Consider the following 24,152-nt stretch of genomic DNA (forward strand, 5'->3'; position numbering starts at 1 on the left):
GAGGACGTCGCGCACCGGCTCGGCCCGGCGAGCCGCGTCGAGCGCCGCCCGTGCCGGCTCCAGCTCCGGCGCGGCCGCCTCGAGACGGCCCAGCTCGGCGCGTGCCCGCTCCAGGCGGACGTGGCACTCCTCCTCCGCGCGACCTGCGGCGAGCGCCGCCTCGGCGGCACGGGCGCGCTCCCCGGCTGCCTCCGCCGCCTCCGTGGCGCGGGCCGCGACCTCCTCGGCCTCGGCACGGACGCGGCGCACCCACGCGCTGACCGGCGACCCCGGTGCGGCGCCCACCAGCTCCAGCGCGAACTCCTCGGGCACCGTCACGTCGGCGACCTGGGCGACCAGCGACACCAGCGTCCCGGCACGCGCACGGACCCGCTCCAGACGGTCCCGCGCCGCGGCGCGCTCGCCCGCCAGCCAGTCCTCCACGCGGGCGAAGCGACCGACGTCGAACAGGGTGCGCAGCAGGCGGGCACGGTCCTCCGGCTCGGCGCGCAGGAACCGCGCGAAGTCGCCCTGCGGGAGCAGGACCACCTGGCAGAACTGCTCGGCGGAGAGCCCCAAGCGGGTGCGCAGGTACTCCGACCCCTCGTCGATGCGGGTGCTGACCGGCTCCCAGGCATCCCCGGCCCACCGCTGGAGGACGAGCCGGGCCTGCTCGGTCGTCCATCCCTCCCCGCGGCGCTTCGGGCGCTGCTGCTCCGGCCGGCGGGTCACCCTCAGCCGCTCGTCGCCCAGGGTCAGCTCGAGCTCGACCTCCGTGCGGACGTCGTCGGCGGCGTGGTCGCTGCGCAGGCGCTTCTCCTCGCCCCGTGCGCCCGGGACGGTGCCGAAGAGGGCGAAGACCACCGCGTCGAGCAGCGTCGTCTTGCCCGCCCCGGTCGGCCCCCACAGCAGGAACAACCCGTCGCGACCGACGTCGTCGAGGTCCACCTCGACGCGGGTGGCGAACGGACCGAACGCCGTCAGCCCCAGCTGGTGGACCCTCACGCGGCGTCCTCGCGCGCCGCCGCGGCCAGCGCACGGGCGAGCAGCTCCCGCTCGGCCTCGCTCGGCGCCGCGCCGCGGACGTGGTCGACGAACTCCTCGGCCACCTGCAGATCGCTGCGCCCGCGCAGCCGGTCCTGGTAGCTGCGGCCGTCGGCCGCGGCGCCGGCGCCCGTCCACTCCAGGTGGACGCAGTGCGGGAAGCGCTCGCGCAACCGGCGCATCGGATCGGCGGGGCGGACGGTGTCGGTGAGCCGGGCGGACACGAAGTGCTCCTCGACGGCCGCGTGCTCGGGAGCGGCGAGCAGCTCGGCCAGCTCGCCGGTGAGCACCGAGAGCCGGCGGGGTGCGGGCAGCGGCACGGCACGGACCTCGCCGAGCCCGTCGGCGCCGAGCTCGACCAGCCACGCCTGCTTCTGCTGCCCGGCCTCGCCGAAGGAGTAGGCCAGCGGCGAGCCGCTGTAGCGCAGCCGGGGGCTGAGCGTCTGGGGTCGGTGCAGGTGCCCGAGCGCCACGTAGTCGACGCCGTCGAACACTCCGGCCGGCACGAGGTCGACGCCGCCCACGCAGATGTCGCGCTCGCTCTCGGTCGGCACGCCCCCGCCCACGAACGCGTGGGCGAGCACCACGGACCGGACGCCGGGCCGCAGGAAGAGGTCGGCACGGATCCGCTCCATCGCGGCGGTGAGCACGCCCTCGTGCCCGCGCACCGCCGCCTCGCCCCGTCCGGCGAGGCCCAGTTCGTGGCGGGCCACCTCCGGCTCGAGGTACGGGATGCCGTAGACGGCGACCTCGCCGTGCTCGTCGGCCAGCAGCACCGGCTCGTCGAGCGCCGGGGTCACGGCGCGGACGTGCAGCCCGGCGGCGGCGAGCAGCCCGGAGAAGGTGCCCAGCCGGCGGGCGGAGTCGTGGTTGCCCGGTGTCAGCACCACCTGTGCGCCGGCAGCGAGCAGCCGTCCGATGACGCGGTCGAGCACCGCCGTCGCATCGGCCGAGGGGACCGCGCGGTCGTAGATGTCGCCGGCGACGACCACCAGGTCCACCGACTCGGCGGTGACCACGGAGGCCAGCTCGCCGAGCACGGCCTCCTGCTCGGCGAGCAGATCGGTGCCGTGCAGCGTCCGGCCGATGTGCCAATCGGAGGTGTGCAGCAGCCGCATGGGCCGGAACCTAAGCGGGGGGTACGACAGAACCCCCCAGGCGCGCCGTGACGGAACCGTCACAGCGCGCCAGGGGGACGTCGACGCCCGGCCCGGACCTGACGGTCAGGACGCGGTGACGGTGTTCGTGGCGCTGTCCCACGTCAGCGTGCCGTGCTGGAACCGCTGGCTGATCCCGCCGGCGACCCAGCGACCGTCCTCCGCCGGGTAGCCGAGGGCGCTGCTCTCCGCACCCGCGGCGGCCCAGGCATCCCGGATGGCCCCGCTGACCGGCTGCGCGCCCGTGGTCGGCGACCAGTAGATGGCCCCGCCCTGGAACAGCTGGTAGGTGCCACCGCCGGCCAGCCCACCGGTCTCGTCGCTGACCGGGTAGCCCAGCGGCCCGTTCTCCAGCCCCAGGGCGTCCCACTTCTCGCTGATGCCACCGAACACCCGGTGCACCGGGGTGCTGGCACTGCTGTACATCCGCGCGCCCTGGAAGACCTGGTAGCAACCGCTGTCGCGCAGCCCGCACACGGTGTCGCTGACCGGGTAGCCGAGGCCGCCGCCGATGCCGCCCCGGGCGTCGAACCCGGCCGTCATCGCGGCCGACATCACCCGCGCCCCGGTCCGGGGACTCCAGTAGATCGAGCCGTTCTGGAAGGTCTGCATGCGACCACCGCCGAGGGCATCCTGCTCGTCACTGGTCGGGTAGCCCAGCGGACCGTTCTCCAGCCCCAGGCTGTCCCACTTCTCGCGAATCCCGCCGAAGACCCACTGCGGCGAGGTGGAGTTGCTGCTGTAGATCGTCCCGCCCTCGAACCACTGGAAGCAGCCGCCGTCGCGCAGCCCGCAGGCGGTGTCCATCAGCGGGTAGCCCAGACCACCGTTCTCCGATCCGCGCGCGTCGTAGCCGGTGCGGATCACCCCCGAGACGACACGGGAACCGGCCACGGGGCTCCAGTAGATCTTGCCGCCCTGGAAGACCTGGTACGAGCCGCCGCGGGTCAGCCCGCCGATCTCGTCGGTGGCCGGGTAGCCCAGCGGCCCGTTCTCGAGGGCGTGGGTGTGCCAGAGCTCGAGGTTCCCACCGCGCACCATCCACGTGCCGGTGCTCGCGTTGCTGTAGAGCCGGCCGTTCTGGAAGAGCTGGTAGCAGCCGTCATCCTTCAGCCCGCAGCTCGGATCGCTGATCGGGTAGCCGAGGCCACCGTTCTCGTTGCCCCGCGCCTCGTAGGAGGCGCGCAACGCCCCGGTGACCGGATGGGCCCCGGTCAGCGGCGTCCAGAGCATCTTCCCCTTCTCGAAGAGCTGGTAGCAGCCCCCTTGGGACAGGCCGCAGAGGAAGGAGGTCGCCGGAGCGCCCACCATGGCCTTGATCGCCGGCTCCTGGGCCTTCGCGTAGAGCGCGGCGCCGCCGAGCGAGTGGGTCGAGCCGAACCAGTCGGTGAAGTAGTTCCAGAAGTTCCGGTTGCCGTAGGAGGAGCACGAGTCCCCGAGCCCGTAGCCGGCGTTGAGCGCCGCCTGGTTGGGCCGGTAGGGCGTGTAGTTGTACAGCCCGGCGGTGGCCTGGTTGGCGATGTAGACGGTCGAAGAGCCGCAGGCGGCGTTGGGGTGCCAGCCGATGGTGTTGTTCCGGCCGGCCACGTAGCCGTACCGGGTGGGGTTCACCTGGTAGCGGCGGTACTGGGCCGCGGCGCTGTAGACCTGGTTGGCGAACCCGTAGTACTGGGTGTCGCAGGCGGCGGTGTCCGGGCAGCCCATGCCCATGGCGATCTGGTACTGCCGGGTGGTCGGCCGGGTCGCCGTGACCAGGCCCTGCTCCTTCTGCAGGATCACCAGCAGGACGCGCGGGCTGATCCCGCAGGCGACGGAGACCTTCGCGATGATCGTCGCGGCGCTCTCCCACCCGGCGCCATGGTAGGTGTCGCAGAGGTTGGTCGCGGCGCGGGTCGACGTCGCCTGCGCGTAGCGCTTGAGGCACGGCATCGCGCCGTCGACGCAGCTGGCCCCGCGGTAGTCGAGGAAGTGCTGGATGGCGCCCGCGTCCATCGCCAGCGCGTCGTAGAAGACGGCGTCGGAGACGATGTGGCCGGGGTCGAAGAAGCGCAGGTCGGCAGCGTCCGCGGAGTTCGTCGGCGCGGACCCCGCGGCGGGGGCGACCAGGACCGCGGCGACGAGCCCTACGAGCGTGAGCAGACGCACGAGCGCTCGGCTCACGGGATCTGCACCTCGACCGGCTCGGAGGACGCCGACGTGCGGGCCGACTCGTAGTCGATGACGGCGGTCCAGGTGCCCGGGGAGAGGCCCTCGCCCGGTACGACGAGCCCGCCGCAGTTGGTGGAGCGGGCATCGGGCAGGCCCTCGATGGTCGCGGTCGCCGACGCCCCGCCCATCGACAGCGTGAGGGTGCAGACGCCGCCGGCCTCCACGATGTCGGGCACGATCCCGCCCGCCTCGACCGCCCGCGCCTGCGGGTTCCAGTCGGCGTAGGTGATCCGGACCGACCCCTCGCCGACCGCCGGCGACGTCGGAGCCGGGTCGGTGGCGACGTCGGTCGGGTCGGCGGCCTCCGGAGCTGCCGGCGACCCGTAGGTCCCCGGCGCGCTCTGGGCCGCGGTGTCGGCCTCGGTCGCGTCGTCCCCGCTGGAGCAGCCGGCCAAGACCGCCGTCGCCAGCGCGACGGTCAGCGCGGCGCTCCTGCTCGTGTTGCGCACGTCGTGTCCCTCTGTCGGTCGTCGGGCCGCTGACAGCGGCCCGTCCTGCTCACACCTGCACCCGGGGCGTGCTCACGCTCCAGATACGGCCGAGCACGGAATGTACCGACGCGGAACGGCAAGTGAGTGCATTCCGAGCCTTAGCGGATCCGCGTGTCCGTGCCGGCGCTCCGGGTCCGCGGCGCGCGAACCGTGACCCGGGCGTGACCGCACCCGTCACATCCGCCTCGCCCGGCTCGCATCGCCGACGACGTGCGAGGTCAGCGGCCCATCGGCCGGACGGGAGTCGCTCAGAACACCCGCGTCCCGGTGTTCGGGTACGGGTCACCCGGCCCCTCCTCCGCGGGCCACGAGCCGCGGAGGTGAGCGGCGTTCTCCTGCGCTCGCCGGTCGGCGTCCTCCTCGACCATCACGTTGATCAGCCGCTGGACGGACTCGCTGTCGGGGATGCGCCGCAGGACCGTCGCGCCGCCGTCCCCGGCCGTCTCGATCGTCAGCGTTCCCGACCTGACGAGCCGCTCCCACAAGCTCTGCGCGTACGAGACGTCGGTGATCCTGGCCAGGCCGAGGTCGCGGCCGCGGCGGGCCAGGATCCCCTCGCGGAAGAGCAGCCGGTGGGTGGTGATCACGTAGTGCGTGCTGCGCCAGCGCAGCAGCGGCACGACGACGGTCACCAGCAGCAGGACGAGGGCCACGCCCACCAGCGCCATGCGGTAGACACCCTGCTGCCGGCCGTCCGGGATCAGCGCGGCCGCGAAGGACGTGCCGCCGACGATCAGCAGGAACCGCACCACCGGCCAGAAGACGGTCAGCCAGTGAGGGTGCAGGTGCCGGACGACCTCTTCGTCCTCGGCGAGCAGCTTGTCCGGGTAGGCCACCCCGCCAGGATGACGGAGGGAGCAGGACGGGCGGCGGACCCGCGCCGCCCTGTCGCGCCGAGTGGGCCCGGACGCGACTGTGCGCTGGCGCACCTCACCCCAGGGGAATGGCGTTCACCAGCGCACGATTGCCAGGTCATCCAGGCCTGACGTGGCGGACGTCCCCGCTGGCCAGATCGACCGTGCCCGCCTCGGTCCGCACGACCAGCCGGCCGTCCCAGTCGACCGCCTCGGCCACGCCGTGCAGCAGCGACCCGTCGGGGAGGTGCACCTCCACCGTCGACCCGACCGTCGAGGACCAGCGCAGGTAGTCGGCCGCCAGGCCGGAGCCGATCGGGTCGCCGAGGTGCTCGACCCAGCGCAGGTACCGGCGCTCGAGCGCGCGCAGGAAGGCCAGCAGCACGGGAGCCCGGTCGACGGTCCCGCCGGTGACCTCGGCGAGCGACGTCCCGGTCTCGGGCAGCTCGGCCGCCGTGGTGGAGACGTTCAGCCCGGTGCCGACGACGACGGCCGCGCCGGAGCTCTCGGCGAGGATGCCGGCCAGCTTGCGGCCGTCGCGGGCCAGCAGGTCGTTGGGCCACTTCACCGAGGCGAGGACGCCGGTGGACTCCCCCACGGCCTCGGCCAGCGCGACCCCGGTGAGCAGCGGCAGCCAGCCCTTGCGCGCGGCCGGGACGTCGGGGCGCAGCAGCACCGAGACCGTCAGGCCCGCACGTGGCGGTGAGGTCCAGACCCGGTCCAGCCGCCCGCGGCCCGCCACCTGGTGCTCGGCCACGAGCACCGTGCCCTCCGGCGCGTCCTGCCCGGCCGCGGCGATCAGATCGGCGTTCGTCGACCCCGCCTCGGGCACCACGTCGACGGTCCGCCAGAGGCTGCTGTCGCGGGTGAGTGCGGCGGCCAGGGCGGCTGCGTCGAGCGGCGGCCGCTGCAGATCCGACCATCGAGGTGAGGACGCGTCGGGCACTCCCCTACGCTACGTAACCCGTGGCCGGGCGTGCTCGGTCGGGCACGACCACAGCGGCGCCGCATCCACCGCGGCCCACGTGCGTCAGAGGAGGAAACGTGAGCGCGGCCGATCTCGAGAGCGCCGGGGAACAGGTTCCCGCGGACATCGACATCCACACGACGGCGGGGAAGCTGGCAGACTTCGAGCGACGCGTGGAGGAGGCCCAGCACGCGGGCTCCGAGCGCGCCGTCGAGAAGCAGCACGCGGCGGGCAAGATGACCGCCCGCGAGCGGATCGAGGCGCTGCTGGACCCCGGCTCGTTCACCGAGTTCGACGAGTTCGCCCGCCACCGGTCCACGAACTTCGGCATGGACGCCAAGCGTCCCTTCGGCGACGGCGTCGTCACCGGCTACGGCACCGTCGACGGCCGCCCGGTGGCGATCTTCTCCCAGGACGTGACCGTCTTCGGCGGCGCGCTCGGCGAGGTCTACGGCGAGAAGATCGTCAAGGTGCAGGACTTCGCGATCAAGAACGGCTGCCCGGTCATCGGCATCAACGAGGGCGGCGGCGCGCGGATCCAGGAGGGCGTGGTCTCCCTCGGCCTCTACGGCGAGATCTTCCAGCGCAACGTGCACGCCTCGGGTGTCATCCCGCAGATCTCGCTGATCATGGGCCCGGCCGCGGGCGGTCACGTCTACTCCCCCGCGCTCACCGACTTCATCGTGATGGTCGACAAGACCAGCCAGATGTTCATCACCGGCCCCGACGTCGTGAAGACCGTGACCGGCGAGGACGTCACGCTCGAGGAGCTCGGCGGCGCCCGGACGCACAACACCAAGTCCGGCGTCGCCCACTACCTGGCCGAGGACGAGGCCGACGCGCTCGACTACGTCAAGGCGCTGCTGTCCTACCTCCCGAGCAACAACCTCGACCCGCTGCCCACGGTGGAGGTCGGACAGGTCGAGACCGTGCTGCCCGACGCCCTCACCGACTCCGACCTCGAACTCGACACGTTCATCCCCGACTCGGCGAACACCCCGTACGACATGCACACGGTCATCGAGCACGTGCTCGACGACGGCGAGTTCCTCGAGGTGCAGCCGCTGTTCGCGCCGAACCTGCTCATCGGCTTCGGCCGGGTCGAGGGCCGGCCGGTCGGCGTCGTCGCCAACCAGCCGACGCAGTTCGCCGGCACGCTGGACATCGACGCCAGCGAGAAGGCGGCCCGCTTCGTGCGCACCTGCGACGCCTTCAACATCCCGGTGCTCACCTTCGTCGACGTCCCCGGGTTCCTGCCGGGCACCTCGCAGGAGTGGGAGGGGATCATCCGCCGCGGCGCGAAGCTGATCTACGCCTACGCCGAGGCCACGGTCCCCAAGGTCACCGTCATCACCCGCAAGGCCTACGGCGGCGCGTACGACGTCATGGGGTCCAAGCACCTCGGCGCCGACGTCAACCTGGCCTGGCCGACGGCGCAGATCGCGGTCGTCGGCGCGCAGGGCGCGGTCGGCATCCTCTACCGCAAGGAGCTCGCCGCGGCCGAGGACCCCGACACCCGCCGTGCCGAGCTGATCGCGGAGTACGAGGACACCCTCGCGAACCCGTACATCGCCGCCGACCGCGGGTACGTGGACGCCGTGATCCCGCCCTCGCACACCCGCGTCCAGGTGACCAAGGCGCTGCGCGTGCTGGCCAACAAGCGCCAGACCCTCCCGCCGAAGAAGCACGGGAACATCCCGCTGTGAAGGAGGAAGCGCCGCTGCTCCGTGTGGTCAAGGGTGAGCCGACCGCGGAGGAGCTCGCCGCGCTGACCGTCGTCGTCGCGGTGCTGTCGCAGCGCCGCGAGCGGCGCCGGCCGACCCCGATCGGCGGCTGGGCGGCCTACGGGCGCGCGCACCGCCGTCCGGCGCAGGTGGGTCCCGGCGGCTGGCGGGCGGCGGGCAGCCCGGCATGAGCGACCGCAAGCTGGTCCTCGCGTCGGCCTCCCCCGCTCGGCTCTCCCTCCTCCGGCAGGCCGGCCTCGCCCCCGAGGTCGTGGTCAGCGACGTCGACGAGTCGGCGTTCCCCGCACCGAGAGTGGCCGAGCAGGTCGCGCTGCTGGCGGCGGCGAAGGCCGCCGCCGTCGCCAAGCGGGAGGACGACGCGCTGGTGATCGGCGCGGACTCGCTGCTGGAGTTCGCCGGCAAGCCGCTGGGCAAGCCGGTGGACGCCGCCGACGCCCGTGACCGCTGGCGGCGGATGTCCGGGCGCTCGGGCGTCCTGCACACGGGGCAGGCGCTGTTCGACGTCCGCGGCGGGGCCGTGGTCAGCCGCGACATCTCCGTCGCCTCCACCGTCGTCTACTTCGCCGAGCCCACGCAGCCGGAGATCGAGGCCTACCTGGCCACCGGTGAGCCGCTGGCCGTCGCCGGCGCGTTCACCCTCGACGGCCTCGGCGCGCCGTTCGTCCGCCGCGTCGAGGGCGACCCCGCCGCCGTCGTCGGGCTCTCGCTCACGTTGCTGCGCACCCAGCTGGCCAAGCGCGGCCTGGCCATCACCGACCTGTGGCGGCGCTGAACCCCGTCCCACCCCTCACTACAGTTCGACCGGTCCACGGATGAAGGAGAGCCCGGTGCAGAAGGTCCTGATCGCCAACCGCGGTGAGATCGCGGTGCGCGTGGCTCGTGCATGCAAGGACGCCGGGCTGACCAGCGTGGCCGTCTACGCCGAGCCCGACCGCGACGCGTTGCACGTCCGCGTCGCCGACGAGGCGTTCGCGCTGGGCGGCACGACCCCCGGCGACTCCTACCTGGTCATCGAGAAGATCCTCGACGCCGCCAAGCAGTCCGGCGCCGACGCGATCCATCCCGGCTACGGCTTCCTCTCGGAGAACGCCGACTTCGCCCAGGCGGTCATCGACGCCGGCCTGACCTGGATCGGCCCCTCCCCCGAGGCGATCGTCGCGCTGGGCGACAAGGTGCAGGCCCGGCACATCGCCACCAAGGCCGGCGCCCCGCTGGTCCCCGGCACCAAGGACCCGGTGAAGGACGCCGACGAGGTCGTCGCCTTCGCCGAGGAGCACGGCCTGCCGGTCGCCATCAAGGCCGCGTTCGGCGGCGGTGGCCGCGGGCTGAAGGTGGTCCGCGAGAAGGGCGAGATCCGCGAGCTGTTCGACTCCGCGGTGCGCGAGGCGGTCTCCGCCTTCGGCCGCGGCGAGTGCTTCGTGGAGAAGTTCCTCGACAAGCCCCGGCACGTCGAGGCACAGGTGCTCGCCGACCAGCACGGCAACGTCGTCGTCGTCGGCACCCGCGACTGCTCGCTGCAGCGGCGCAACCAGAAGCTGGTCGAGGAGGCGCCGGCGCCGTTCCTCACCGACGAGCAGCGCGCCCGGATCCACGAGTCCGCCAAGGCCATCTGCGCCGAGGCCGGCTACTACGGCGCGGGCACGGTCGAGTACCTCGTCGGCGCCGACGGCTCCATCTCGTTCCTCGAGGTGAACACCCGCCTCCAGGTGGAGCACCCGGTCTCCGAGGAGACCAGCGGCATCGACCTGGTCCGCCAGCAGTTCCGCATCGCCGAGGGCCTGCCGCTGGAGATCACCGAGGACCCCGAGCCGCGCGGCCACAGCATCGAGTTCCGGATCAACGCCGAGGACGCCGGCCGCAACTTCATGCCCGCGCCCGGCCCGGTGGAGCGGCTGGAGATCCCGCAGGGCCCCGGCGTGCGCTGGGACTCCGGCGTGGAGACCGGCGGCGAGGTCGCCGGGGCCTTCGACTCCATGCTGGCCAAGCTGATCGTCACCGGCGCCACCCGCGAGGAGGCCCTGCAGCGGGCCCGCCGCGCGCTGGACGAGCTCGTGGTCGAGGGCATGCCCACGGTCATCCCGTTCCACCGCGCCGTCGTCCGCGACGAGGCGTTCACCACCGAGCCGTTCACCGTGCACACGCGGTGGATCGAGACCGAGTGGGACAACCAGGTGCCGCCGTACGACGCCGCCCCGGCCGACGCCGAGGAGGCCGCGCCGCGGCAGACCGTCGTCGTCGAGGTCGGCGGCCGCCGGCTCGAGGTGTCCCTGCCCGCGGGCCTCGCCGCCGGTGGCGGCGGGGCCGCCCCCGGCGCCGCTGCCAAGCCGCGCAAGCGCGGTGGTGGCGGCGGCGGATCGGGCGCCTCCGGCGACTCCCTCACCTCGCCGATGCAGGGCACCATCGTGAAGGTCGCCGTCGAGGACGGCGCGACCGTCGAGGCCGGCGACCTGGTCGTCGTCCTCGAGGCGATGAAGATGGAGCAGCCGATCACCGCGCACAAGAGCGGGACGATCTCCGGCCTGTCCGCCGAGGTCGGCGCCGCCGTCACCAGCGGGGCGGTCATCTGCACGATCGCCGACGCCGACGCCGCCGAGTAGCTCGAGCACCACGCAGGAGGCCGGATCCGCTCGTCGGGTCCGGCCTCCTGGCGTCCGGGGCGCGCCCCGTCAGCGGACGCGGAGCCTCGCCCGGCGGACGAGGAGCAGCGTCGTCCCGGCCAGCGCGGCACCGGCCACGGCCACCGTCATCGCGGTGACCAGGCCGCCGGACGACGTCGACCTACCCAGCGGCTCCAGCATCGGGCTGTCGACGACGGCCGCCTCGGAGGTCGTGAACCACGGCACCGTCCGGGGGTCCACAGCGGCGGGTGCGGTCGCCGCGCCGTCGGCCGGCGACACCGGCCCCGGACCGGGGCGGCCGGTCGATGCCTGGAGGCGACCGGCGCCGTTGTCGCGTGGCGCGGCAGACCCGGCCGCAGCGGGCGCGCCCTCCGCCGTCGTCGATGTCCGGGGCACCACCTCGAGCACGGCGCCGTCGGCCTGCGCGCTCACCGTCACCGTGAAGTCCCCGCCAGCGAGCGGGATCGGCACGCCGACGGGGAGCGCGGCCTGGAAGTCGGTCTCCCAACCGGCCGCGGCTCCCGGCGTGCCGTCGAGCAGCACGGAGGAGTCCGGGAAGGACGCCGAGCGCCGCAGCAGGACGCCGCTGTCGAGCCGGTAGCGGTTGGCCGCGCCTCCGAGCCAGGCGTCCTGCCCGGTGGCCGTCCGGTACTCCAGCCAGTAGTCGGTGCCGTCCGCAGCGGTGAGCCGGGCCGCGCGCACGCCCGTGGGGGCCGACACCGACGCCAGGGCGACGCTCGTGGCCGCCCCGCCCACACCGAGGTGCACGGTGCGGTCCGCCGGCAGCACGCCGAGCCGGGCCGCCTGCGGCGCGTTCAGCGACCCCAGCTCCCGCCAGGAGGCGCCCATGACGTCGTAGAGGTCCCGGTAGGCGGCGGTGCGGCACGAGCCCGTCTCGACGGCGCCGTCGCACTGCACGGCGGAGGAGTGGTTCAGCCCGAAGTTGTGGCCCAGCTCGTGCGCGATCACCGAGGCCAGCTGCTCGCGGACGTAGAGCCGCCCGCCCGATCCGGGACCCGTGCCGACCTCGGCGAGGGCGTAGGAGCAGCCGGCCTGCGCGGCGGTCTGGCTGCTGAGCCGCAGCAGGAGGTGCTTGCCGGGGCCGGGCCGGAACCCGACGGCCGCCGCGGCCTCGTCCCACAGTCCCCGCGGGTCGGCGCAGCCCGCGGCGGTGGCGATCCAGTCGTGCGCGGAGCCGACCCCCACCCGGACGGCGCCGTCGGTCTGGGTCGACCAGAACTCCGCCACGGGGACGCGCACGAGCTCGGCGATCTGGTCGGGGGTGACGCCTGCATCGGGGGCGGTGCCGGCCGGTGCGACCAGGACCACCGTCACCTCGTTGGTGACCGGGCCCGGCAGGACGGCGGCCGGCGTCGGCGGGACGACCTCCTCGGTGTCCAGCACGGGCAGGGGTTCCCCGCCGTCGGTGCCGGTCGCGTCCCCGTCGGCCCCGTCCCCGTCGGCCCCATCCACGTCGCCGTCGACGTTCAGCGTGACCGTGGAGCCGGACGGCACGCCCGCCACGTCGTCACTGGCCACCGGTACCGCGCCGGCGGCGGTCTCCACCCAGGTGAGCGACTCGGTGTGCGCGGTGTGCGCGTCGTCGTGGTGCTCGGACTCGGCGACCGCCTGCACGAGGCGGCCGACGACGGTCGTGCCGGCCGGCTCCTCGGCGGAGGCGACGGCCATGGCCGGCCCCACCGCGACCGCCGCGACGGTGCCGCTGACGACGAGGCCCTGCAGCAGTCGGGCGGGGAGACGGGCACCGCGGAGAGGAGACATCCCCTCCTGAATCGGCGGGCTCCGCGCGCGTCGGCACCGGATCGGCGGAATCCAGTCGAAACCGTCGGCACTCGAGTCCCAGCGTGCTCACCGACAGCGAGGGGCACGGCAGGAACACCAACCCCTCGCGCCCGCGAGCGTGCGGGCGCCGAGTCAGCCGCCGAGGGTCTCCCGCTGCGCGACCTCGACCAGGAAGGTGTCGTAGTCGCGGATGTAGTCATCGGCGTCGTACGGGTCCGACGCCAGCACCATCAGCACGGCGTCGGGCGAGTAGCGGTACTGGGTGCCCCACACCATCGGCTGCATGTGCAGGCCGACGTCGGACCTGTCGAGCACGAACTCCTGGCGCTCGCGGCCGTCGTCCACCACGGCGGTGAGGCTGCCCTGCACGCAGACCAGCAGCTGGTGGCAGCGACGGTGCGCGTGGATCCCGCGGACGTCGTCGGAGGGCACGCCGAAGACGGTGAAGAAGCGCCGCGGAACGAACGGCAGGTCGGTCTCGAAGTTCGCCGCCACCAGGCTGCCGCGGGGGTCGTCCACCCGGGTCATGCGGACGATCTCCGCACCGACCACCCGGCTCTCCGGCAGCGCGCCGGGGCGCGCCTCGGCCGACCGCGGGACGGGCGGGCGGGCGTCGTCGAGGCCCACGACGTGGACGGGCGCGACCTCGGCGACCGGCGCGCCGAGTCGGCTGCCGGACCGCGCGCCGGCCAGGGGGCGGATGTCGGCGGCCTCCCGCATCGGGTCGGTCTCCAGGCTCCTCGCGTGGACGGCGGCGCTCATGGTCGTTCCTCCTGGTCCTCGTCGGGGTGGCCGTGCAGTCGGTTCGATGTCCGTGCTCCTGTCCCGGGGGCGCGCCTGACGGCCGGCGGGGCCGGCGCGACGGGCGAGCGGACCGGACAGTTCCACCTCGCGGCCGACCCTAAGGCGCACCGGACGCCCAGCCGGGGCGAAACGAGGGAGGCGCGCACCCTCGCCCCCGTGGGTCACATCCGCACCAGCAGTTCGGCCGGGGACCCCGGTCCGCGGACCACGTCTCGACCGGCGCTCGACCCGGCACTCGACCGGCACTCGACCGGCTCCGTGGGGAGCCGCGGGAGGAGTGGGACGGGTGGGACGACGCGCCCGTCCGTCATGGCACAGTGACCAGCAGCGACCACCGATCGCTCCGTATCGTCACTGCGACGGATCGGTTCGTCCCTCCCGGGATGCGCGCCGACGACCCAGCGGGGCCGCCACCGGCGGGCGCTCCGTGAGCACCGAGAGGTTCCCCCAGCTCCATGGCAGACGTCCCGCTCAACGACCTGAGCCGCCAGTCCCAGTCGCTCGAGGGCGAGCTCCGCGCCGCCCTCGGCAGCGTGTTGACGAGCGGCTGGTACGTCCTCGGCCCCCAGCACGACGCCTTCGAGCAGGAGTTCGCCGCGGCCACGGGCGCCGCCCACTGCATCGGGGTCGGGAACGGCACCGACGCGCTCGAGCTCGCCCTGCTCAGCGTCGGCTGCCGACCCGGCGACGAGGTCGTCACCGCCGCCAACGCGAGCATGTACACCGCGACGGCCGCCCTCAAGGCCGGGCTCACCCCGCGGTTCGCGGACGTCGACCCCGCCACCCTGCTGCTGACCGCGGCCACGGTGGAGCCGGTGCTCACCCCGCGCACCCGCGCCGTGGTGGTCACCCACCTCTACGGCCGGCTCGCCGACGTGGGCCCGCTGCGGGACCTCTGCCGGGCCGCTGGGGTGGCCCTCGTCGAGGACTGCGCCCAGGCCGCGGGGGCCAGGGACGGCGACCGGCCGGCCGGATCGCTCGCCGACGTGGCCGCCTTCAGCTTCTTCCCGACCAAGAACCTCGGCGCCCTGGGCGACGGTGGCGCCGTCGTCACCGACGACCCCGATCGCGCGCAGCTGGTGCGCAGCCTCCGCCAGTACGGCTGGTCGTCGAAGTACACGGTGTCGCTGCCGAACGGCCGCAACAGCCGGCTCGACGAGATCCAGGCGGCCGCCCTGCGGATCAAGCTGCCCCACCTCGACGCCTGGAACGCCCGGCGGCGCGAGATCGTGGGCAGGTATGCCGAGGCGCTCGGCGACGGCGTCCGGCGCATGGTGCACGGCGCCGACGTCGACTCGACCGCCTACGTCGGCCACCTGGCCGTGATGGTCACGGAGACGCGGGAGGCCGACCGCGCCGCGCTCACCGAGGCGGGGATCCGCACCGATGTGCACTACCCGGTGCCCGACCACCGCCAGCCGGTGCTCGCCGCAGCCAACGCGGCGGTCAGCCTCCCCGTCACCGAGCGCGCGGCCGAGCAGGTGCTGACGCTCCCGTGCTTCGCCGAGATGACCGACGACGAGATCGGGCGGGTGTGCGATGTCCTCCGCAAGCTCTGAGCCCACCGACGCGCTGCCCGCGCCCGGAACCGAGTCCGTCCGCTACAGCGTCGTCGTGCCGGTGTACGGCAACGAGGCCACCATCCCGATGCTGCTCGACCGGCTCGTCACCCTCGCCGGCGACCTCGACGGCCCGATGGAGGCCGTCCTGGTCGTGGACGGCTCCCCCGACGGCTCCCTGGCGCTGCTCCGCCAACTCCTGCCGACCTCCGGGCTGCGGGCGCAGCTGCTCTCCCTGTCGCGGAACTACGGCGCACTCTCCGCCACCCAGGCGGGACTGCGGGCAGCCAGAGGCGAGTACATCGCCACGATGGCGGCCGACCTGCAGGAGCCGGTCTCGCTGGTCGAGGAGCTCTTCGCCCGGCTGACCACCGGGGACCACGACGTGGCGGTGGGGGTGCGCAGCGGCCGGAAGGACCCGGCCATGTCCTCGCTGCTGGCCAAGACCTACTGGGCGTTCTACGGCCGCTTCGTCCAGAAGGAGCTGCCGCCCGGCGGGGTGGACATGTTCGGCTGCACCCGTCAGGTGGTCACCGAGCTCGTCCGGCTCGACGAGTCGCACACCAGCCTGGTCGGCCTGCTGTACTGGCTGGGCTTCCGGCGCGTCGAGGTGCCGTACGTCCGCAACGAGCGCGAGCACGGCAAGAGCGGCTGGTCCTTCCGGCGCAAGCTCCGCTACATGAGCGACAGCGTCTTCTCGTTCACCGATCTGCCGATCACCCTGCTGATCACCGGCGGTGTCCTGGGCGTCCTGGGCTCCTCGATCGCCGGCGTCGCGGTGTTCACCGCCTGGGCCATGGGCGACGTCCAGGTGGAGGGCTACACCCCGCTCATGCTCATGCTGCTGCTGGTCTGCTCGGCGATCCTGCTGGCCCTGGGCATCGTCGGCTCCTACGTCTGGCGCACGTACGAGAACAGCAAGCACCGCCCCGGAGCCGTCACGCTGCACCACGAGCACTTCCACGGTGGCGGGTCCACCACCTCCGAGCCGCGGCACGACGCGGTGCACGAGCCGGTGCAGGCGGGCAGGTGAAGCAGTTGTGGCGCTTCCTCCTGGTCGGGGGGAGCAACACGGCGGTCACCCTGCTGCTGTTCATCGTCCTGCAGCAGTGGTTGCCCGCCACGCTGGCCTACACGGTGGTCTTCGCGGCCGGGCTGGTCTACACCACGGTCCTCACGTCCACGGTGGTGTTCGGCGCCCGGCTGCAGTGGCGGACCGGCGCGCTCTACGTCGGCTGGTACCTGCTGGTGTACCTGGTCGGGCTGTCGGTGATCCAGGTGCTGCAGGCGGTCACCGACCCGTCCGCCGTCCTGACGTCGTTCGTCGTCCTCGCGGTCACCGCGCCGCTGAACTTCCTCGGTGGCCGGGTGGTCTTCAGGCCCGCCCCGTCCTCGGTCCCCGCGTCCTCCTGAGCGGCGCTCCGACGCTGCGCCGTTCAGGCCGGCTCAGGCCGGTTCAGGCCAGGTGGTCGGCGCCCATGAGCCGGCGTCCGGCCTCGGTGATCGACCCCGACAGCGACGGGTAGATCGCGAAGGTCTGGGTCAGGTCGGCGACGGTCAGCCCCTTCGTCACCGCCAGCGCGATCGGCAGGATCAGCTCCGAGGCGCCCGGCGCCACCACGACGCCCCCGGTGATGACGCCGGTCGAGCGGCGGGCGAACAGCTTGACGAAGCCGTCCCGCAGGTCGCTCATCTTGGCGCGGGCGTTGGTCGCCAGCGGCAGCCGCACCACCTCGATGTCGTCCCCGGCGGCGACCTGCGCCTCCTGGACGCCCACGGTCGCGATCTCCGGGTGGGTGAAGACGTTGGCGGCCACCGTCTTGAGCTTGATCGGCGCGACCGCCTCGCCGAGCGCGTGCCACATCGCGATCCGGCCCTGCATCGCCGCGACCGAGGCGAGCTGGAAGACGCCGGTGACGTCGCCGGCGGCGTAGATGCCGGGCACGGAGGTGCGCGAGACCCGGTCGACGACGACGTGCCCGCTCTCGGTCAGCTGGACGCCGGCCTGCTCGAGGTTGAGCCCCCCGGTGTTCGGCACGGTGCCCACGGTCATCAGCGCGTGGGACCCCTCGACGGTCTGCCCGTCGGTGAGCTCGACCACCACGCCCTTCTCGCTGCGCCGGACGCCCGCCGCCCGGCCGCGCTGCAGCCGCCCGCCGCGGGACTGGAAGACCTCCTCCAGCACCTCGGCGGCGTCGGAGTCCTCGCCCGGCAGCACGCGGTCGCGGGAGGAGACCAGCGTCACCGGCACGCCGGCCTCGAGGTAGCCGGAGGCGAACTCGGCGCCGGTCACGCCCGAGCCGACGACGACGAGGTGCTCGGGGAGCTCCGCCAGGTCGTACACGTCGCGCCAGTCGAGGATCCGCTCGTGATCCGGCTCGGCGCCGGGCAGCACCCGGGGGTCGGCGCCCGTGGCGATGAGGACGACGTCGCACTCCAGCTCCTCGGCGACCTCGCCGGAGCGGTCGACCACCTGGACGCGGTGCGCGGCCAGGCCCCGCATCTCGTCGGAGAGCCGGCCCTGGCCGGCGACGATGCGCACGCCCTCGGCGGCCAGCCGGGAGTGGATGTCGGCGGACTGGGCGACAGCCAGGCCCTTGACCCGCTGGTTGACGGCGGGCAGGTCCAGGCCGACGGACGCGAGCTCCGCGCCCTGCACCCCGAGGACGGCCGAGTCGCGGACCGAGGTCATCGCTCCGGCCGAAGCGATCAGCGCCTTGGACGGCACGCAGTCGGTCAGGACGCTGGCGCCGCCGATCCCGTCGCGCTCGATGACGGTGACCTGCGCACCGAGCTGGGCGGCCACCAGGGCGGCCTCGTAGCCGGCCGGGCCGCCGCCGATGATCACGATGCGGGTCATGGGTCTTCTCCGATGCAGTGCGGGGGTTGCCGGCCCATCATCCCGCGTCGGTGCGGCGACGGCCTCAGGGCCGGGGCTGCGTGGCGTCGTCGGGCCCCGACCGGGCCCGCCCGCGCGGGACCGCGGACGCGGCGGGCCGGAGCCGGATCCGCCAGACGGCGGAGACCGCCTCCAGGGCGATGCCGGTGCTCATCTTCGACTCCCCCACCTCGCGGTCGCGGAAGACGATCGGCACCTCGACCACCCGCGCACCGGCCTGGAGCGCGCGGTAGGTGGTCTCGATCTGGTAGCCGTAGCCGTTCGCGCCGAAGGAGTCGACGTCCAGCCGGGTCAGCAGGTCGGTCCGCCACGCCTTGAACCCGCCGGTGAGGTCACGGATCCGGTTCCGCAGCACCGTCCGGGCGTAGAGGTTGCCCACCCACGACACGGTGCGCCGGCTCCAGGGCCAGTCCGCCACCTGCCCCCCGGGGACGTAGCGGGAGCCGATCACCAGGTCGGCGTCGTCGATGCGGGCCAGCAGGTCGTCGATGGCCTCGGGGTCGTGCGAGCCGTCGACGTCCATCTGCACGACGACGTCCCACCGCTGCTCGGCCAGCGCCCACCGGAAGCCGGCGACGTACGCGGTGCCCAGACCGAGCTTCCCCGACCGCTCGAGCAGCTCGACGCGCCCCGGGTGCTCGGCCGCGAGCGCCCTGACCTCGGCAGCGGTGCCGTCCGGGGACCCGTCGTCGACGATGAGGACGTCGGGCCGCGACGGGCGGGCGAGGACCGCCTCGACGTGCCGGCGCACGTTCTCCACCTCGTTGTAGGTCGGCGTGACGACGAGGACGCGCACGGTGCCTCTTCTCGGGTCGGGCAGGTCAGGACACGTCGGCAGGTGCGGGTTCCGCCTCCTGCCGGCGCCACGGTCGGTTCCTCATCGCCCAGGCGAGGCCGCCGATGACGAGGACGACGTAGGTCCACAGCATGACGTGGTCCACCTCGGGGCGGGACAGCAGGCCGAGGACGGACTGGCCGCCCGGTTGCGTGGCGAACAGCAGGAGCACCGACCACACCGCGACCATCACCCGTTCCGACCGGGTGCCGGCGGCCGCGAAGATCATCGTGGGCACCAGCAGGTACCAGGGCCAGACGACCGAGCCGGTCGCGATCACGACGACGAACACCCACCCGGTCGAGCGGAGCAGTCCCCACCGCTTCGCGAGCCCGCTGTAGACCAGGACGAGGACGACGCCGGCGATCAGGAAGCCCTGCCGGACACCGTCGATCGGTGGGTCGCGCCAGTCGAGCGCCATGGCCAGGGCCGTCGCCGGCGCCAGCGGCTCGGACGCCTTTCCCGGGGTGTCGAGGTTGTCCAGCCAGCCCCAGCCGAAGCCCGACAACTGCACCGTGAGCGCGAACGCACCCGCGCCGAGGCCGCCCGTGACGGCGAGCGCGCGCAGCCGGCCCGGCCAGGTGGTCTGCTTCAGGGCGTGGTCGACACCGATCACGAAGACGGCCACCAGGGCGATCACCTTGATCCCCGCCGCGGCCACGCAGAACAGCACACCCAGCAGCGGGCGTCCGCGCAGCGCCAGCAGCAGCCCGGGCAGGAGCAGCGCCACCATCAGCGCGTCGTTGTGCGCCGCCGAGACGACGTGCAGCAGCACGAGGGGGTTCAGGACGCCCAGCCACACCGCGCGGTTCGCCGCGAACCCGAGGTCGCGGGCGATCTGGACCAGGACGTAGGCGGAGACCAGCAGGGCGAGGACGGACAGGACGCGCAGGGTCACGAACGAGGAGATGAGATCCGCGTGGAAGACGCGGGCCAGCCCTCTGAGCAGGAAGACGAACGGGGGGCTGTACGGGGTCGGCTCGTCCCGCCAGAACTCCTCCGCGCCGCGCACCGCCCACTCGTCGCCCAGGACTCCGGGCCCGTTCTCGTACGGGTCGACGCCGAGGTGCACCGCCGCACCGATGGCGGTGTAGAAGTACGCGTCCCCGCTGAACAGCGGCGGACCGACCGCGAGCGGCACGGACCAGGCGCCGCCGACGAGCAGCAGCCAGCCCGCCGCCACCCCGCGGCGCACCGCGACGAGCAGGAGCAGCCAGGCCACGGCCCAGACCCCCAGCGCGACGGCGTTCCACGTACTGGCGGCCGTCTCGCCGATCGTCCGGGGGGCGAGCGCCTCGCTGTTCTCGAAGAACCACAGCTCGGGCACGAACAGGTGCGAACCGAGCGTGGTACCGGCGATGACCAGGTAGGTGGCCGCCGTGACCCCGAGCAGGCCGGCGAGGACGAGGACGGCGACCGTGCCGCCGGTCGTGCCTCGGGCGCGCTGGTCCGCCGAAGGATCCGCGAGCCGGTCCGCGCTCCCGGCGACTCGTGCGCTGACGGTCCTCTCCTGACCTCTGCCGGTGGTCTCGTGCACGTCCTGGGCCGGCCTGCCCTCGGCGGGCCGCAGGTCCAGCGAGGACCGGGAAAACCCTAGCAACGCCGGCCCGCTCAGCCCTGCGCGCGCAGGTCGATCACGGCGACGGACTCCGGGTCCTGGTCCGGCGTCCCCTCGCACACGGGGCCGGACGTGCGCACGACCAGCCGAGCGGCACGGGTCGGGTCGTCCAGGGCGAGGTCGAAGGCCTTCACCTCACCGGCGTCGAGCTCGACGGTCGTCGACACCTCCGCGCCGTCCGCGACCAGCGCGAGCTCGACGCGGTGGTCGCCGCACTCGCCGCTGCGCAGCTCACCGGTGAGCGACCTGAACTCCGCTCCGCCGTCCAGCGACTCGACCAGGAACTCGGCCCGCTGCTCGGTGAGCGAGTAGGTGCTGTGGAAGACGTCGACCTTGGGCCACGTCGGTGCGCCCTCGCCGGCGGTGATGGTCGGCGGGGAGTAGAACGTGCCGATCGAACCGGGTGCGTCGACGAGCTCCTCGGCGTCGAGCACGCCCTCGCCGTGCCCGGGCAGCTCGTAGGCGAGCCACTGACCGTCGGCGCCGGTGGCCACCGGCGCGCCGAGCAGGCGGTCCAGCTCGTAGGTCAGCGCCTCGCCGTCGTCGCCGGTGTAGCCCGCCAGGTCGACGTGGACCGCGCAGAACCCACCCGCCACGAGGGGTCCGACGTCGGCGGCGTCGATGTCGTCGCCCACGGCCGCCGTCCAGGCGCTCGCCGCGGTGTTCTTCATCGCGCCGAAGGACCAGGACTTGTCCGGGTTGGTGATGGCCGGCCAGAGCAGGTCGTAGTTCCCGAGCCCCTGCTTCGGGGGCACCTCGGGGAACTCGACGTAGGGCAGTTGCAGGACGCCGCACTCCCCGGGCACCGCCTCGTTCAGGGCGGCGGCGTAGGTGTACCCGGTGCCGCTCAGTGGCGCGCCCGCGGCTGCCGCCTCGCCGAAGAAGCTGCGCGCGGGCAGCACCGAGTCGAAGACGACCACGACCATCGCCAGCGCGAGCAGCCCCGCGGCCAGGCGCGGCCGGAGGGTCGGCGCGAGCCGCCGGAGGACCAGTCCGGCCGCCACGAGCAGCAGCACGAAGAGCACCGGGATCAGCCGGTTCCAGGCCCGGACGTCCGGGGAGACGGCGTAGGCGAAGAGGAAGTTCGGCCCCCACGGGACGAAGAACAGCACGGCGACGGCGAGCAGGAACAGGACCAGACCGAGCTCGCCCCGTCCGCTCGGCGCGGTGCGTCGTCCCTCCGCGCCGGCACGGGCGGCGCGCCGGGCGAGCACGAGCCCCCCGATGGCGCAGACGAGCAACGCGACCACGGTGGCCAGGGACCCGAAGTTGGAGGCGCCGTGCATCTCGTTGAACTCGAACCCGTCGGCGCCGAGGGACTCGTGGGTGCCGTTGACCCAGTCGTTCACGACACCCATGCCCGGCAGCCGGGAGAAGGGGGCGGGGAGCATGGCGAAGACCAGGGCACCCGAGTAGACGGTGGTGTCGATCAGGCTGCGCTCCGCCACCGGCTGCAGCGGCGGCTGGCCGGCGCTGTACAGCACCGAGGGCAGCAGCACGACGGCCAGGACCACGGTGACGAGCACGGGGGGAACCGCGGCCACCAGGAGGTCCCGCCAGCCGACGCCGCGCGTCAGCCGCCAGACGCCGGCCGCCGCGCACAGCAGGACGGTGAACGCCGCGTAGTAGACGCCGCTGCCCCCGATCACCACGGCCAGCGCGACGAGGAGCAGCACGAACCGCCACCGGCCGGGCGACCGGAGCCGGCGCTCGACGGTCCCGTTGCCGACGAGCAGCGCGAGTCCCACGCCGAGGACGGCGGAGTACATCGTGGCCAGGAAGAGGTGCTCGAGGCGGTACCAGTGGTAGGGCAGGAAGGTGAGCGCCAGCGAGCCGACGACAGTCCACGGGCCGCGCAGCCCGGCGACCCGGAACACCCAGAGCGCCGCCAGGGCGGTGGCCGGGAACGACAGGGCGTAGACCGTGTGGATCCCGAAGAACGGGTTGCCCGTCACCCACGTGACCAGGCCGGCGACCAGGTTCGGCAGCACGTCGGCGGTCGGGTAGTAGCGCAGTTCCAAGCCGAACGGCCAGCCGAGCGCCGTGCTGCCGAAGGGCCGACCCTCGGCCCACATCTGCGCGGTGGCGTACGCGGGCAGGAGGTCCCCTCCGCCGAGCGGCACCTTCATCCGCTGGGGACCACCACCGAAGCCCAGGACGAACAGCACGGAGGCGAGCCCGGCGACGCCGGCGGGCACGACCCACGGGCGGCGGAGAGCGCCGGCCCATCGCCCGGAGCGGTCGCCTGTCGATGTCTCCCGGCGAGAGGCGGCGGCACCGTGCGGCGCGTTCCCCGCCTCCGTCTCGACCGTGGCCGACGCCAGGGCCTTCGTCATGCTGTCTCCCGTGTTCGCGCCACCGAGGCAGGCATTACGTCGCGTAACGCTGCGAGCACCTCCGGTGGCAGCAGGTCACGCTACCGGCGACTCCAGCCGAACCGGCGGATCGAATCCGAACAGGAACGGTGGTGGCTCGCCGGCCCCTGCAGTCACAGTTGGCAAGGTTTCCGCCTTGTCCCGCCCGCCCCTCGGCACAGCAGGGGCGGACCGGTTCGTCACTGTTCGGTGTTGACGGCCGCCGAGAGGAAGGCGTCGAGGAGCTGCCGGGCGGCCAGGGCCGGGGTGAGCTCGCCGGCGAGCACCGCCTTCTCCAGGTCGGGCGCCAGCGCCCGGACGCCGGGGTGGGTGCGCAGGGCGTGCTCCAGCCCGTCGCGGACCAGCTGCCAGGTCCAGCGCACCTGCTGGCCGCGCCGTCGCTCGTCGAGCTCGCCGGAGGCGCGCATCCGGTCCTGGTGCTCGACGAGCTTGGCCCAGACCTGGTCCAGCCCCTCACCGGTGAGCCCGGCGCAGGTGAGGACCGGCACCTCCCAGCTCTCCCCGTGACCGCGGAGCATCCGGATGGCCTGGGAGAGCTCGCGGGCCGCCGTACGCGCGCCGGGCGCGCCGTCGCCGTCGGCCTTGTTGACGGCGATGACGTCGGCGATCTCCAGGATCCCGCGCTTGATCCCCTGCAGCTGGTCGCCGGTGCGGGCGAGGGTCAGGAACAGGAACGAGTCGACCATCTCCGCGACGGTGATCTCCGACTGCCCGACGCCCACCGTCTCGACGAGGACGACGTCGTAGCCGGCGGCCTCGACGACGACCATCGACTCCCGGGTCGCCTGGGCGACGCCGCCGAGGGTGCCCGACGTCGGCGACGGTCGGATGAAGGCGTTCGAGTCGACGGCGAGCCGGGACATCCGGGTCTTGTCGCCCAGGATCGACCCGCCCGACCGCGCCGACGAGGGGTCGACGGCGAGGACGGCGACCTTGGCCCCCTCGGCCGTGAGCATGACGCCGAGCTGGTCGATGAACGTCGACTTGCCCACGCCGGGCACGCCGCTGATGCCGACCCGGCGCGCTCCCCCGGCATGCGGCAGCAGCTCGACCAGCAGTTCCTGGGCCCGCTCGCGGTGGTCGGCCCGCCGCGACTCGACCAGCGTGATCGCGCGCGCGACCGCACGCCGGTCACCGGCGAGCACCCCCTCGACCAGCGCCGGGACGTCGTCCGGGCGGCTCACGCCGCCACCTTC

20 protein-coding genes are annotated in these 24,152 nt (G+C 73.7%); 7 read left to right on the top strand and 13 right to left on the bottom strand.

Annotated features, from left to right (window positions below):
* The 6 genes from A6V29_RS00135 to A6V29_RS00160 all read right to left on the bottom strand — a co-directional run.
* Positions 1-984, bottom strand: a 984-nt coding sequence (locus A6V29_RS00135; protein WP_137158391.1) for an AAA family ATPase, incomplete at its 3' end; no start/stop codon positions are given.
* Positions 981-2,141 (bottom strand): exonuclease SbcCD subunit D, encoded by a 1,161-nt coding sequence (locus A6V29_RS00140; protein WP_137158392.1) that lies wholly within the window; start codon positions 2,139-2,141, stop codon positions 981-983. The genes A6V29_RS00140 and A6V29_RS00135, both read right to left, overlap by 4 nt.
* A gap of 105 nt (positions 2,142-2,246) precedes the next feature.
* Positions 2,247-4,340 (bottom strand): LasA N-terminal domain-containing protein, encoded by a 2,094-nt coding sequence (locus A6V29_RS00145; RefSeq protein WP_137158393.1) that lies wholly within the window; start codon positions 4,338-4,340, stop codon positions 2,247-2,249.
* Positions 4,337-4,837: a hypothetical protein gene (locus A6V29_RS00150; protein ID WP_137158394.1), complete on the bottom strand. Its 501-nt coding sequence runs from the start codon at positions 4,835-4,837 to the stop codon at positions 4,337-4,339. The genes A6V29_RS00145 and A6V29_RS00150 overlap by 4 nt, the downstream gene beginning before the upstream one ends.
* Before the next feature lie 290 nt (positions 4,838-5,127).
* Positions 5,128-5,715 (bottom strand): PH domain-containing protein, encoded by a 588-nt coding sequence (locus A6V29_RS00155; RefSeq protein WP_137158395.1) that lies wholly within the window; start codon positions 5,713-5,715, stop codon positions 5,128-5,130.
* Positions 5,716-5,851: 136 nt separating this feature from the next.
* Positions 5,852-6,679: a biotin--[acetyl-CoA-carboxylase] ligase gene (locus A6V29_RS00160; RefSeq protein ID WP_137158396.1), complete on the bottom strand. Its 828-nt coding sequence runs from the start codon at positions 6,677-6,679 to the stop codon at positions 5,852-5,854.
* Between the two features lie 98 nt (positions 6,680-6,777).
* Between A6V29_RS00160 and A6V29_RS00165 the strand changes: the two genes are divergently transcribed.
* The 4 genes from A6V29_RS00165 to A6V29_RS00180 are packed head-to-tail and all read left to right on the top strand — an operon-like array spanning position 6,778 to position 11,042.
* Positions 6,778-8,406: an acyl-CoA carboxylase subunit beta gene (locus A6V29_RS00165; RefSeq protein ID WP_137158397.1), complete on the top strand. Its 1,629-nt coding sequence runs from the start codon at positions 6,778-6,780 to the stop codon at positions 8,404-8,406.
* On the top strand, positions 8,403-8,615 hold the full coding sequence (locus A6V29_RS00170; protein ID WP_137158398.1) for an acyl-CoA carboxylase subunit epsilon: 213 nt from the start codon (positions 8,403-8,405) through the stop codon (positions 8,613-8,615). Before A6V29_RS00165 ends, A6V29_RS00170 begins: the two co-directional genes overlap by 4 nt.
* Positions 8,612-9,217, top strand: a complete 606-nt coding sequence (locus A6V29_RS00175) for a Maf family protein (RefSeq protein ID WP_137158399.1) — start codon at positions 8,612-8,614, stop codon at positions 9,215-9,217. Before A6V29_RS00170 ends, A6V29_RS00175 begins: the two co-directional genes overlap by 4 nt.
* A gap of 55 nt (positions 9,218-9,272) precedes the next feature.
* Positions 9,273-11,042, top strand: coding sequence for an acetyl/propionyl/methylcrotonyl-CoA carboxylase subunit alpha (locus tag A6V29_RS00180; protein ID WP_212718875.1), 1,770 nt, complete (start codon positions 9,273-9,275; stop codon positions 11,040-11,042).
* Positions 11,043-11,111: 69 nt separating this feature from the next.
* On the opposite strand, the gene A6V29_RS00185 is transcribed toward A6V29_RS00180, so the two are convergent.
* The gene (locus A6V29_RS00185; protein WP_137158401.1) at positions 11,112-12,845 is read right to left on the bottom strand and encodes a reprolysin-like metallopeptidase; all 1,734 of its coding nucleotides are present in this window, start codon (positions 12,843-12,845) and stop codon (positions 11,112-11,114) included.
* A gap of 153 nt (positions 12,846-12,998) precedes the next feature.
* Entirely contained in the window at positions 12,999-13,628 is a 630-nt protein-coding gene (locus A6V29_RS00190) for a sugar 3,4-ketoisomerase (protein WP_137158402.1), read from the bottom strand.
* Between the two features lie 497 nt (positions 13,629-14,125).
* On the opposite strand from A6V29_RS00190, the gene A6V29_RS00195 reads away from it, so the two are divergent.
* From A6V29_RS00195 to A6V29_RS00205, 3 genes are read left to right on the top strand one after another with little or no spacing between them, the layout of a single operon-like run.
* Positions 14,126-15,229 carry a DegT/DnrJ/EryC1/StrS family aminotransferase gene (locus A6V29_RS00195; RefSeq protein ID WP_137158403.1) on the top strand — a complete coding sequence of 368 codons (1,104 nt, stop codon included), beginning with the start codon at positions 14,126-14,128 and terminating at the stop codon, positions 15,227-15,229.
* Positions 15,210-16,262 carry a glycosyltransferase family 2 protein gene (locus A6V29_RS00200; RefSeq protein ID WP_137158404.1) on the top strand — a complete coding sequence of 351 codons (1,053 nt, stop codon included), beginning with the start codon at positions 15,210-15,212 and terminating at the stop codon, positions 16,260-16,262. The genes A6V29_RS00195 and A6V29_RS00200 overlap by 20 nt, the downstream gene beginning before the upstream one ends.
* Positions 16,259-16,642: a GtrA family protein gene (locus tag A6V29_RS00205; protein ID WP_170977623.1), complete on the top strand. Its 384-nt coding sequence runs from the start codon at positions 16,259-16,261 to the stop codon at positions 16,640-16,642. Before A6V29_RS00200 ends, A6V29_RS00205 begins: the two co-directional genes overlap by 4 nt.
* 43 nt (positions 16,643-16,685) lie before the next feature.
* On the opposite strand, the gene A6V29_RS00210 is transcribed toward A6V29_RS00205, so the two are convergent.
* The 5 genes from A6V29_RS00210 to meaB all read right to left on the bottom strand — a co-directional run bounded on the left by A6V29_RS00210 (position 16,686) and on the right by meaB (position 24,140).
* The gene (locus A6V29_RS00210) at positions 16,686-18,089 is read right to left on the bottom strand and encodes an NAD(P)H-quinone dehydrogenase (protein WP_137158406.1); all 1,404 of its coding nucleotides are present in this window, start codon (positions 18,087-18,089) and stop codon (positions 16,686-16,688) included.
* Positions 18,090-18,153: 64 nt separating this feature from the next.
* Entirely contained in the window at positions 18,154-18,924 is a 771-nt protein-coding gene (locus A6V29_RS00215; protein ID WP_137158407.1) for a polyprenol monophosphomannose synthase, read from the bottom strand.
* 25 nt (positions 18,925-18,949) lie between these two features.
* Positions 18,950-20,500, bottom strand: coding sequence for a polyprenol phosphomannose-dependent alpha 1,6 mannosyltransferase MptB (gene mptB / locus A6V29_RS00220; protein ID WP_137158408.1), 1,551 nt, complete (start codon positions 20,498-20,500; stop codon positions 18,950-18,952).
* Between the two features lie 74 nt (positions 20,501-20,574).
* A complete protein-coding gene (locus tag A6V29_RS00225; protein WP_137158409.1) occupies positions 20,575-22,917 on the bottom strand; it encodes a hypothetical protein in 2,343 nt (780 codons plus the stop codon).
* A 218-nt stretch (positions 22,918-23,135) separates the two neighbouring features.
* Entirely contained in the window at positions 23,136-24,140 is a 1,005-nt protein-coding gene (gene meaB / locus A6V29_RS00230; protein WP_137158410.1) for a methylmalonyl Co-A mutase-associated GTPase MeaB, read from the bottom strand.
* Between the last annotated feature and the right edge of the window lie 12 nt (positions 24,141-24,152).

Source organism: Blastococcus sp. CCUG 61487 (genome assembly GCF_005222955.1).
GTDB lineage: Bacteria > Actinomycetota > Actinomycetes > Mycobacteriales > Geodermatophilaceae > Blastococcus.